At 69.0% G+C, this 11,589-nt stretch carries 11 protein-coding genes; 6 read left to right on the top strand and 5 right to left on the bottom strand.

Features of this window, described 5'->3' with window-relative positions:
* The first annotated feature begins 106 nt into the window (after nt 1–106).
* The 4 genes from OG876_RS27110 to OG876_RS27095 all read left to right on the top strand — a co-directional run bounded on the left by OG876_RS27110 (nt 107) and on the right by OG876_RS27095 (nt 4,236).
* The gene (locus OG876_RS27110) at nt 107–1,054 is read left to right on the top strand and encodes a carbohydrate kinase family protein (protein WP_328519456.1); all 948 of its coding nucleotides are present in this window, start codon (nt 107–109) and stop codon (nt 1,052–1,054) included.
* A gap of 5 nt (nt 1,055–1,059) precedes the next feature.
* Nucleotides 1,060–2,346, top strand: a complete 1,287-nt coding sequence (locus OG876_RS27105) for an ABC transporter substrate-binding protein (RefSeq protein WP_328519455.1) — start codon at nt 1,060–1,062, stop codon at nt 2,344–2,346.
* 115 nt (nt 2,347–2,461) lie between these two features.
* Nucleotides 2,462–3,412: a carbohydrate ABC transporter permease gene (locus tag OG876_RS27100; RefSeq protein WP_328519454.1), complete on the top strand. Its 951-nt coding sequence runs from the start codon at nt 2,462–2,464 to the stop codon at nt 3,410–3,412.
* Nucleotides 3,409–4,236 carry a carbohydrate ABC transporter permease gene (locus OG876_RS27095; RefSeq protein ID WP_328519453.1) on the top strand — a complete coding sequence of 276 codons (828 nt, stop codon included), beginning with the start codon at nt 3,409–3,411 and terminating at the stop codon, nt 4,234–4,236. The genes OG876_RS27100 and OG876_RS27095 overlap by 4 nt, the downstream gene beginning before the upstream one ends.
* Here OG876_RS27095 and OG876_RS27090 read toward each other — a convergent pair.
* The gene (locus OG876_RS27090; protein WP_328519452.1) at nt 4,202–6,415 is read right to left on the bottom strand and encodes a caspase family protein; all 2,214 of its coding nucleotides are present in this window, start codon (nt 6,413–6,415) and stop codon (nt 4,202–4,204) included. The genes OG876_RS27095 and OG876_RS27090 overlap by 35 nt on opposite strands.
* Nucleotide 6,416: 1 nt before the next feature.
* The gene (locus tag OG876_RS27085) at nt 6,417–6,800 is read right to left on the bottom strand and encodes a hypothetical protein (RefSeq protein ID WP_328519451.1); all 384 of its coding nucleotides are present in this window, start codon (nt 6,798–6,800) and stop codon (nt 6,417–6,419) included.
* Nucleotides 6,801–6,924: 124 nt separating this feature from the next.
* Between OG876_RS27085 and OG876_RS27080 the strand changes: the two genes are divergently transcribed.
* Together OG876_RS27080 and OG876_RS27075 are read left to right on the top strand one after the other, a co-directional pair.
* Nucleotides 6,925–7,119, top strand: a complete 195-nt coding sequence (locus OG876_RS27080; protein WP_328519450.1) for a hypothetical protein — start codon at nt 6,925–6,927, stop codon at nt 7,117–7,119.
* A 40-nt stretch (nt 7,120–7,159) separates the two neighbouring features.
* The gene (locus OG876_RS27075; RefSeq protein ID WP_328519449.1) at nt 7,160–8,509 is read left to right on the top strand and encodes an SPFH domain-containing protein; all 1,350 of its coding nucleotides are present in this window, start codon (nt 7,160–7,162) and stop codon (nt 8,507–8,509) included.
* 1 nt (nt 8,510) lies between these two features.
* Here the strand turns inward: OG876_RS27075 and OG876_RS27070 are convergent, their stop codons facing one another.
* The 3 genes from OG876_RS27070 to OG876_RS27060 all read right to left on the bottom strand — a co-directional run bounded on the left by OG876_RS27070 (nt 8,511) and on the right by OG876_RS27060 (nt 11,574).
* Nucleotides 8,511–9,149, bottom strand: a complete 639-nt coding sequence (locus OG876_RS27070) for a response regulator transcription factor (RefSeq protein WP_328519448.1) — start codon at nt 9,147–9,149, stop codon at nt 8,511–8,513.
* Nucleotides 9,140–10,372, bottom strand: a complete 1,233-nt coding sequence (locus OG876_RS27065; protein WP_328519447.1) for a sensor histidine kinase — start codon at nt 10,370–10,372, stop codon at nt 9,140–9,142. The genes OG876_RS27070 and OG876_RS27065 overlap by 10 nt, the downstream gene beginning before the upstream one ends.
* Before the next feature lie 80 nt (nt 10,373–10,452).
* The gene (locus tag OG876_RS27060) at nt 10,453–11,574 is read right to left on the bottom strand and encodes an amidohydrolase family protein (protein WP_328519446.1); all 1,122 of its coding nucleotides are present in this window, start codon (nt 11,572–11,574) and stop codon (nt 10,453–10,455) included.
* Nucleotides 11,575–11,589 lie beyond the last annotated feature (15 nt).

The raw sequence follows: 11,589 nt of genomic DNA, 5'->3' as shown, positions 1-11,589 counted from the left end.
AACTCTGTCATTTTCCGTCAAAGTCGTGAGCAGCTATTGCGGACCTTGCGCAGTAGCTGCAAGATTCATGCACGAGTTTGATCGACCCTGCAGGAGTGTGCTGACCATGCACGACCTGGACGTAGTCGTGTCCGGCCTGGTCTTCCAGGATCTGGTGCTCGGCCTGCCCTCGCCGCCCCGGCCCGGCACCGAAGTCTGGGCCACCGCTTCGCACGAGAGCCCCGGCGGAATCGCGAACTTCGCGGTCGCGCTGGCCCGGCTCGGCCTGCGGACCGGACTGGCCGCGGCGTTCGGCGCGGACCCCGAAGGCGACCGCGTCTGGGACAACCTGACCGCCGAGGGCATCGACCTGACTCTCTCCCGCAAGCTCGCCGGCTGGCGGACCCCGCTCACCGTGGCCCTTGCCTATGACAACGATCGGGCACTCGTCACCCGCGGGACCCCTCCCCTGCTGTCGGCCGACGAGCTGATCACCGCGCCGCCGGCCGCCCGAGCCGTCGCCGCCCACATCGGCCCCTGGCCGAACGAGTGGCTGGCGAAGGCGAAGGCGGCCGGTTGCGTGGTGTTCGCCGACGTGGGTTGGGATCCGTCCGAGCAGTGGGACCCGGCCGTCCTCGATCAGCTCGAGCACTGCGACGTGTTCCTGCCGAACGCCGGCGAAGCGATGAGCTACACCCGGACGGACAGTCCGGAGCAGGCGCTCGACCGGCTGGCGGAGCAGGTGCCGCTGGTCGTCGTGTCGAACGGCGCAGCGGGAGCCCTCGCGCTCGACGCGAGTACTGGCGAGAGAGTCGCCGTACCTGCGTATCCGGTCCCGGCGGCGGACACCACCGGGGCGGGTGATGTGTTCGCCGCCGGTTTCATCGCCGCGACGTTATGGGAGCTGCCACTCGAGCAGCGCGTGCGGTTCGCCGCACTCACCGCGGCGCTGTCGGTCACCCGGCTGGGCGGCGCCGACGCCGCGCCCCGCTGGGCGGATCTGGCGGCCTGGCAGGCCGCGCATCCCGAAGACCACCACCTCCACGCGCTGATCAGCGCCCACTCAGGAAGGTAGAACCCATGGAGCTCTCACGTCGGACGCTGCTCGGGGGCTTCACGGCCGTGCTTGGCGGATCCCTCGTCGGCTGCTCGTCCGGGATGGACACCGGGACGACGGCGAAGAAGAACACCACCACCGAGCTGGCGATGTGGTGCTGGCCGGGCGGTCTGGGCAAGTCCGTGCTCGACGACACCATCGCGCACTTCCCCGACCCGAAGATCAAGTACTCCGAGATCGGCGGCGACTTCAAGCAGAAGCTGATCACCACCTTCAACGGCGGTACGGGCATCCCGGACATCACCGGCCTCAAGGGTGAGGACATCGCCTCGCTGCTGCCGCAGGCCGAGCGGTTCGTGGACCTGAAGACGGTCGGCGCGGACTCGATCCTCGGCGACTACCTGGACTGGAAGGTCAAGCAGGCCACGACGCTGGACGGCAAGGTGATCGGCCTGCCGATCGACGTCGGCCCGACCGCGCTGTTCTACCGTGAGGACGTCTTCGCGGCGGGCGGACTGCCGAGCGACCCGGCCAAGGTAGCCGAGCAGCTGAAGACCTGGGACGACTTCTTCGCCGCCGGGGTCGAGCTGAAGAAGGCGAACCCGAAGGCGCCGCTCGTCTGGGACGCCACCGACCTGTACGACATGGTCGTCGGCCAGGGCACCGAGCGGTACATCTCCAAGGACAACACGTTCATCGGCGACCAGGACCACATCCGCAAGGCCTGGGACACCTCGGTCAAGGCGATGACGCTGAAGATCGACGGCAAGACGCCGAGCGGTGGCCCGGACTGGAACGCCGGCCTCGACCAGGGCACGATCCCCGCGCACATCGGCGCCGCCTGGGTGGCGCTGGACATCAAGTCGGCGGTCAAGACCAGCGTCGGCAAGTGGCGGCTGGCCCCGACGCCGAGCGGACCGGCGAACTTCGGCGGCTCGTTCCTCGCGATCACCAAGAACGCGGCCGACCCGCAGAAGGCGTTCGAGGTGATCAAGTACATGCTCAGCCCGGACAACGAGGCGAAGGCGTTCGCCGATGCCCAGATCTTCCCGTCCGCCCCGGCGGCGTACGACAAGCCGCAACTGAAGGCAGCCGATCCGTTCTTCGGCGGGCAGGTGCCGATCGACACCTTCGGCCCGGCCGCCAAGGCCATCCCGGTGGCGTACCAGAGCCCGTTCGACGACGCTGTGGCCGCACCGTTCCACGACGAGCTCAAGACCGTGCAGACCGGTTCCAAGACCTCCGACGCCGCCTGGGCCTCCGCGGTGTCGAAGGCGAAGGCAATCGCCAAGCGCCAGGGCGTGCAGTGACAGAGTCATGGCCGCGCCTCCGGCGCGGCGGGTCATGGGGCTGGTACTCCCGGCCTTCCCTCGTCGCTCCGGTCGCTTCGCTCCCTCCGCTCCTCAGTCCAGGCCGGGAGGCCCCATGACCGGAACGGCAACCGTGCAGGCTTCGTCGACCGAGGCGCTGACCGGGTCCCCTGCCGGTCGGCGGCCCGGCCGGCGGGTCTGGTCGTACTGGCGGTTCTACCTGGCGCTGTCGCCGTTCTACGTGCTGTTCGCGGTCTTCGGGCTCTACCCGATGGTGTCGACGATCGTGCTGGCGTTCCAGCGCTGGGACGGTCTGAGCGCCCGCCGGTTCACCGGACTGGACAACTTCAGGTTCCTGGTCGCGGACCCGACGTTCTGGCAGGCGCTGAAGAACACCGTGGTCCTGTTCCTGATGTCCACGGTTCCGACGCTGGCGATTGCCCTGGTGCTCGCGGTGATGCTGCAGTCCGCCGTACGGTTCACGAACGTCTACCGGATCGCGTACTTCATCCCGAACGTCACCTCGCTGGTCGCGATGGCGATCTTCTTCAGTTCCGTGTTCAGCACCAACTTCGGCTTGGTGAACGCCGGGCTGCGCGCGCTCGGCATTCCGCAGCAGGACTGGCTCGGCCAGCCCTGGGGGATCAAGATCGCGATCTCGACGATGATCGTGTGGCAGTGGGTCGGGTACAACACGCTGATCTATCTGGCCGGTCTGCAAGCGATCCCGAGAGAGCAGTACGAAGCGGCCAAGGTCGACGGGGCCGGCGCCGTCCGGACGTTCTTCTCGATCACGCTGCCGCAACTGCGGCCGGTCGTGTTGTTCACCGTGATCATCTCGACCATCGGCGGACTGCAGACCTTCACCGAGCCGCAGGTGATGGTCGGCAACAGCGGCGGCACCGGGCAGAGCGGGATGACCGTCGTCCTGTTCTTCTACCGGGCCGCGTTCCTGGACAACGACTACGGGTACGCCGCCGCGATCGCGCTGAGCATCTTCCTGCTCGTGTTGTTGTTCACGGCCATCAACTGGCGGATCTTCCGCGGGCGGGGAGAGGACCGATGACGCGTTACCGGTTGCGCGGGATCGCGCTGCACGCCGTGCTCGTGCTGGCCCTGCTGGTGTTCATGTTCCCGTTCGCGTGGACCATCATCATGGCGTCGAACAGTACGGCGGACATCTACCGATTCCCGCCGAAGTTCACCTTCGGGTCGCAGTTCGACGACAACGTCCGGCACGTGCTGGCGAACGTGGCGTTCTTCCAGTCGATGGCGAACACCGCGGTGGTGGCGATCTCCACCACGCTGCTGGTGCTGTTCTTCGATTCGCTGGCCGCGTTCACCTTCGCCAAGTTCCGGTTCCCCGGACGGCAGGCCCTGTTCGTGCTGCTGCTGGCGACGATGCTGCTGCCCGCGCAGTTGGCCGCCGTACCGCAGTTCCAGACGATGGCGATCCTCGGGTGGGTCGGTTCGCTGAAGGCGCTGATCATTCCGGGGGCGGCGAACGCCTTCGGCATCTTCTGGATGCGGCAGTACTTCCAGAACTCGATCCACGACGAACTGGTCGAGGCCGCGACGCTGGACGGTTGCGGCTTCCTCGGCACGTATTGGCATGTCGCACTGCCATCGGCGCGGCCGGCGCTGGCGTTCCTCGGCATCTTCACGTTCGTCGCGTCCTGGAACGACTACATGTGGCCGCTGATCGTGCTGACCAATCCCGACCACCTCACCCTGCAGGTGGCGCTGTCCACGCTGAACCGGTCTCACGGTGTCGACTACAGCATGGTGATGACCGGTGCCTTGATGGCCATGGTGCCGCTGGTGATCGTCTTCGCGATCTTCGCCCGCCAGTTCATCAAGGGTGCGACAGAGGGCGCCGTACGGGGATGAGCACGGCGATCAGGACCAGCGCGTTGCCGGCCACACCGGCGGCGAAGTCGCCCGCCGACTTTCCCTCGGTGATGGCCGGAATCGCGCCGACGATGCCGATCAGGGAATAGGTCACCGCGGCCGCGGTCAGCCAGGTCTTGGCCGTGGCGTCGACCGCGGCCAGAGCGGGCCAGGCGAGGACGACCGCGACGATCGGGTGGAGTACCGCCAGCGGGGTGACGGTGAAGAAGGAGATGCCGTCGCTGTGCTTGGTCGCCGAGCTCAGCAGCATCAAGACAACGCCGGTGATGACCAGGACCGCGGCCGGCGGCGGAACCGGCAGCAGCGGCCAGCTCCGCGGGCGCAGCACGATCAGGAGTACGGCGGCCATGCCGGCGGCGATCACGGTCGTGGCGATCCAGGTGCCGGTCTGGTCGTACGAGATGCCGCCGCCGAGGATCAACAGCCCACCCTGGATGAGGGCCGCGGCGCAGCCGGCCACAACCCCGAGCGCGATCGGTCCCGACCACCGCGCGACCACGCTCGCCACCACTGCGGTCACCGAAGCCACGATCACCGGGTCGTACCAGGTGCGGTACACCCTCCATCCGGTGACGTCGACGTCCTTCCAGAGATAGCGCGAGTACTCCGCTCCCGGCCAGTTCAGGTAGACGAGGACCACCGCGCCCAGGGTCAGGGCGGCAACCGCCCACCAAGGCACCTGTCCTGGCGCCTTCGGGGGTGGTACCTCGGCCTCTGGTTCTCTCCGAGGCGGCTCGGATGCCGGTCGTTTGGGAGGCGGCTCGGGTGCTGGTTGCTTCCGAGGTACGTCGGAAGCCGCTGTCCGCCCGAGGACCACAGCGGGCTGTGTCTGCTCCGGTTCTGGCGGCGGGGGCACTGGCGTCGGCTTGGGCTCTGGTTCGGGCGGTGGTGGAGGTGGCTCGGATTCGGTGTCGGGCATTGTCAGCCGGACGGGCACCGTGCAGTGGCCGGTCGGGCCCTCGACGATCACTGAAGCGAGACGGTCGCTCGGTGCGGTGGGCTTGGCGGTCACGCGGACGGTCGAGCCGTCCTGCTCCACCCGGAGCCAGCCGGCCTCGGTCGACGCGACGGCCGTCCGGGCGATCGGCGGTCCTTCGACCCGCAGCTCGCCGACCGCCACGCCATCGGCGAGCTCGAGGTCGAGCTCGGCCGGCGTGACCCGAGGGACGCCCTGGGCGATCGCGTCGGTCGCCGCTTCGGAGACCTTGCGGCTGTCGTCGTCGACCATCCGGTGCAGCGCCTGAAAAGCGGCGTACGCCTGCCCGAGGTCAGCGTCGTCCAGGCGCTCGCGCAGATAGTCGACGACGCCGAACCTTGCCGCTGGCAACGGACTCTCCATCGCCTGCGACAGTTCGGGGGCGAGCGGTGCCGGAGTGATCCGGCGGGTCCGGCTGCGCGCGATCAGCAGCTCGCCCTGCGATCCGAAGGTCCACATCTGCGGGTTCTGGTTCGGCGTGACCCGATGAACCCGATCGGTGACGTACCCGACGAGTTCGGTGAGTCCGACCCAGCCATCGCCGTCCTTGTCCGCCTCACCGGTGGTCAGGCCGTCCACGACGGCGCTGGTGAACACGGACGGAGCCGGAGTCGACGCATCCGCTGTCAGCTCGCCGCCCTCGAACGCGTACTCCATCGCGCTGGACGCCGTCACGATCACGCGGCCACGCCCGCCGCCGACCTGCTCCTGCCCGGCGAAGGCGTCCCGGACCTGCGCCTCGCCGGCTGCGCGGACGACCATACCCCGAGGAAACGCACCGCCGTAGCAACAGTCCAGGAACAGTGCGATCCGCTGCGCGCGGCTGTCGGCCATCTGCCGGTTGACGAAGTCCGCCGCCACCGCGGTCGACGCAAGCCTCGTCGGCCGGGTGTCCGCGACGGCCAGGAACAGCTCGCCGGCCGCGTTCTTCAAGCCATGGCAGGAGAAGTGCAGCAACAGCAGGTCCTCGGGCGCGCGGTCGGCGAAGAAGTCCTCGACCGCGAACCTGATCTCCTGGGCCGATTCGTTGTGCAGGACGCGAACCTCGAACCCGCCGACCGACGGATCCGTCAGCACCTCCGCCAGTGCGACCGCGTCCTGGGCCGGGGCGGCCAGGCTGCGCAGCCCAGGATCGGCGTACTGGTCGTTGGCCACGACGAGCGCGACGCGCGAGCCGCCCATCTCATCCGTCCGCACCGCTGTGACGCCGGATGAAGGCGTCCACGAGTTCCTGCTGCGCCCGATCGCTGGCACCGGTCAGCTCGATCACGTCCCCGTCGATCGTGAGCTTGACCGTCCGCCCGCCGCCGGACCTGCGCAGCCACCCTCGCACCACGGCGACAACCGCTCCGATCGCCTGCAGGCCGGGTGCCAGCGAGACGGACAGAACGCCTGCGAGCGCGGCCAGGCCGCCCCGCGTCCCCTCGGGCGCCGCACCCTCGTGGTACGGCTCGACCGACTGGACGTCGAGCGTCAGCAACTCCTCCCGCAGCAGCAGCGCCAGCTCCTCGAGCCGCGCCTCGTCGGATCCTTCCTCGACCACCCCTACGCGAACATCGGCGCTCATGACCCCTCCCCGCCCCCCAGGCCGCGCGTGGTTCAACCATGCTCCTGCGCCGTCCCGGCGACAAGGCGTGACCTGCGGGTAGGCTGCGGAACCCAGAGTGGCAGCTGTACGTCGGAGGGGCGTCATGGTGGGCAAGCGGGGACGCGTGATCGGCCGGATCGGACCGGGGATCGTCGGCGAGGTGATGCTGCCGGTCCGGGGTGCCACCGAGGCCTTCTACGCTTACTCGGCGACCGACGAGGTGATCGAGGTGGGTACGCAGGTGGTCGTGGTCGATTTCGACCCGCCCCGCACCGTGTACGTCGCTCGCGCCATCTAATCCCTGTTCCTCTGAATCTGCACAGCCCCTTGGAGGGGAAATGCTCTGGACGTACGTGATCATCGCCGCGGTGGCGGTGGTCGTCCTCCTCATCGTCTTCCGGATGGTCTGGCGGGTGGCGGAGCCGAACGAGGCTCTGATCATCTCCGGCCTCGGCGCGCACTCGAGCTCCGAGCAGATCAACGAGACGCTCGGCTTCAAGATCGTGGTCGGCCGCGGCACCGCCGTACTGCCGGGCTTCCAGACCGTACGGCGGTTGCCGCTGGACATCCGCGCGACACCGCTGACCGTCACCTGCGTGTCCAGCCAGGGCATCCCGCTGCACATCAAGGGCGTCACGGCGTACAAGGTCGGTGACGACTACGGCTCGATCGCGAACGCGGCCCGGCGGTTCCTGGAGCAGAGCGACGAGCAGGTGATGAGCACGATCCACGAGCTGTTCGCGGGTCACCTGCGGGCGATCGTCGGCTCGACCACGGTCGAGGAGATGCTGCACGACCGGGAGACGCTGACCACCAACATCCGCGGCTCGCTGGCCGGCGACATGGAGAAGCTCGGCCTGGTGGTCGACTCGCTGCAGATCCAGGAGATCGACGACGAGTCCGGCTACATCAAGAACCTGGGCCGCCCGCAGGCCGCCGCGGTCGAGGCCGCGGCCCGGATCGCGCAGGCCGAGCGGGACCGGGAGGCGACCGAGCGCGAGCAGGCCGCCGCGGCGCAGAAGGCCGCGGCCGTCCGGGAGAGCTCGATCGCCCAGGCCGGCTACCAGGCCGAGGTCGACCAGGCCAAATCGAAGGCGTCCCAGTCCGGCCCGCTGGCCGAGGCGCTGGCCCGGCAGGAGGTCGTGGTCGCCGAGACCGAGACCGCGAAGCTGAACGCGTCGCTGGCCGAGAAGCAGCTGGAGTCGACCGTCCTGAAGCCGGCCGACGCCGAGGCGTACCGGCAGCGCACACTCGCCCAGGCCGCCCGTGACGCGCAGATCGCGGCCGCCGAGGCGCAGGCCCGGGAGGTCCACCTGCGCGGCGAGGCGCAGGCGAAGGCGACCGAGCTGACCGGTAAGGCCGAGGCCGCCGCCGTCCAGGCGAAGGCGATGGCCGAGGCGGCCGGTATCAAGGCCCGGGCCGAGGCGCTGGCCACCAACACCGATGCGGTCGTCGCCCAGCAGCTGGCCGAGGCGTACCCGGAGATCGTCCGGGCGGCGTCGTCGTCCTTCGACAAGGTCGGCAACATGGTCGTGCTGAACGGTGCCCAGGGCATCGAGGACACCCTGGTGAAGACCATCACCATGGGTGGTTCCGGGTTCGCACTGGCCAAGCAGCTGATCGACTCGCTGGCCACGAAGAAGGACGAGAAGCCGATCCTCGAGTCCGTCCCGGACGAGACGGCCTGAGTCACAGGCCGAGGTGTGCGAGGACGGCGAGGACGCGGCGGTGGCCCGAGTCGGTCGGGGGCAGGTCCAGCTTGAGGAAGACGTTGCCCACGTGTTTGTGGACGGCGCCCTCAGAGATCACCAGCTTCTCGGCGATCGCCGTGTTGCCGAGTCCCTCGGCCATCAGCGCGAGGACCTCGTGTTCCCGTGGCGTCAGCTGGTCAAGCGGGCTGCTCCGCTTGACCATCAGCTGACTGACCACCTCCGGGTCGAGCACGGTCCCTCCGGCGGCCACCCGTCGTACGGCGTCGATGAACTCGTCGACCCGGGACACTCGGTCCTTCAGCAGGTAACCGACGCCCTCGCTGCCGGCCGCGAGCAATTCGGCCGCGTACACCTCCTCGACGTACTGCGAGAACACGAGCACGGGAAGGCCGGGCCGGACCCGGCGGGCCTCGATCGCGGCGCGTAGACCCTCGTCGGTGAACGTCGGCGGCAGCCGTACGTCGACCACCGCGATGTCGATCTCGTGCGTCGCGATCGCCCGTGCGAACTCGTCGGCGTCGGTGGCGACCGCGGCGACCTCGAAGCCGGAGTTGTCCAGCAGCAGGCTGAGCCCCTCGGCGAGGATCGGGTTGTCCTCGAGGATCATCACCCGCACGGAAGCATCACCTCGAGGGTGGTCGGCCCGCCGATCGGGCTCTCCAGCTCCATCTGACCGTCGATCGCCTGCACCCGGTGGAGCATGCCATGCAGCCCACTCCCCCGCCCCAGCAGGTCGGACTGCTCATTGATCCGCGCTCCCCCGATCCCGTCGTCCGTGATCGCCAGATAGAGCTCGGAACCACGCCGTTCCATCAGTACGTCGACATGCCCGGCCGCACTGTGCTTCGTCACGTTGGTGAGCGACTCCGCGACGACGAAATACGCAGCGGCTTCCACTGGCGCCGGGACCTGTCCGAGCTCGCCTAGCCGCAGCTCTACCGGCAGTGGGCAGCGAGCGCACAGTGCGGAGACCGCACCGGCCAGACCACGGTCGGCAAGGATCGGCGGGTACATGGTCCGCAGTACGCCGCGTAGCTCGTTCATCGCCTGCTCTGCGCCGTCACGGGCGTCGTCGAGGAGCTTGGCCGCCTTCTCCGGGTCGTCAGCCATGGTCTGCTTGGCGATGCCGATCCTCATGGCGAGTGACACCAGTTGCGCCTGCGTGCCGTCGTGCAGGTCGCGTTCGATCCGGCGCAGCTCCGCACCATGCGAGTCCACCGCACCGGCGCGGCTCTTGGTGAGTTCCTCGACGCGCTGCTGCAGCCGCGCGGTGTCTAGCTCGGCGGCAGTCGGTGCGAGCAAACGCCGTACCGCTTGAGCATGGCCGCGGGCCACGGCCGGCGCAACCCAGCCCAGGAAGGCCAGACTGACCACCACCTGCAGCGGACCGAGTGTCAGCGCCTCGAACCAGCTGTTGATGTCGACACCCATCAGGCTGGCGTTGCCCGACTCGACCTTCCACAACGCCATGCTGAGCAGAGCCGAGGGCACTCCGGTCACCGCGATCACCGCGATCAGCAGTTCCGGGATCATCACCAGGGGCCCCAGCAGGAGCCACAGACTCCGCTTGAAGGACCTGTCGTGGAACAACGTGACGACGTCGCCCGACCTGCGCGGGGCGGCCGGCAGCAGCGGCGGATCCTGCGGCAGGCCGAGGTACGACGTCGCGCGGTACCGCTCGCTGTTCGCGAGCCGGACCAGGCCTTCGGTAGCAGCCGGGATCATCCAGGCGAACATCAGGCTGACCGGCAGCGCCGCCAGCAGCACCACTGCTTTCAGATAACGGATGAACAGGTATCCGCTGGCGGGGCCGCCCCGGGCCCAGATCTTGGTCAACATGGCTCAATCCTCCGGCAACCGTTCGCCGCCGTCGGTACAGCAGGCTCTACCATTCCGGCTCTAGGAGTCTGGAACCTACGTCAGGTCACGATCCGGCCGCGCAGAACGATCAGTCGCGGGTGCGTGAGGACGGCCGGGTTCGCCCGCGGGTCCGCGTCGTACACGACCAGGTCGGCCGGATCGCCGGGCTTCAGTTCGCTGGGCGCGCCGAGCCACTCGCGCGCACCCCATGACCCGGCCGCCAGCGCCTGCTCCCCCGACATCCCGATCTCGGTCAGGGCCTGGATCTCCTGCGCCACCAGGCCATGCCCGAGTACGCCGCCTGCGTCGGTGCCGGCATACACAGGTACGCCGGCCTCGAAAGCGTCCCGCAGCCGGACCAGGCGGCGGTCGTACAGGTCGCGCATGTGGGTCGAGTAGACCGGGAACTTGGCGGCCGCCTGATCGGCGTACTGCGGGAAGTTCTCCAGCTGGATCATCGTCGGGACCACCGCGACGCCGTACTCGGCCATGCGGTCGAGCATGTCCGGCAGCAGGCCGGTGCCGTGCTCGATGCAGTCGATGCCGGCGGCAAGCAGATCCGGGAGGGCGTGCTCGCCGAACACGTGCGCGGTGACCCGGGCGCCGAGTTCGTGGGCGCGGGCGATCGCCGCGGTCAGCGCCTCGGCGGGCCAGCACGCGGTGAGGTCGCCCGCGTCCCGGTCGATCCAGTCGCCGACCAGCTTGACCCAGCCATCACCACGGCCGGCCTCCTGCTCGACGTACGCGACCAGCTCGTCCGGCTCGATCTCCCAGCCGTAGTTGCGGATATAGCGCTTCGACCGGGCGATGTGGCGCCCGGCCCGGATGATCTTCGGCAGATCCTCGCGCTCGTCGATCCAGCGCGTGTCCGCCGCCGAACCGGCATCCCGGACCAGCAGCGCGCCGGCCGCGCGGTCGGCGATCGCTTGCTGCTCCTGGGTTTCCCGGTCGACGGCGCCGTGCTGGTCGAGGCCGATGTGGCAGTGCGCGTCGACCAGGCCGGGCACGATCCAGCCACCGGTGTGCACGGTGCTGACATCGGCAGCGGTGGGCCGGTCGACGACCAGCCCACCGCTGAGGTGGAGCTCCCGCTGCTCGCCGGCCGGCAGCACCGTGCCGACCAGCCTGAGTACGCCGGGTGACCGGGGCGGTGGGGCGGGGAAGGAATCGAACACCGTCATACGGCTGACCGTATC

The organism is Kribbella sp. NBC_00359 (assembly GCF_036097425.1).
Lineage (GTDB): Bacteria > Actinomycetota > Actinomycetes > Propionibacteriales > Kribbellaceae > Kribbella.
This window is presented reverse-complemented; position numbering and strand designations above follow the sequence as displayed.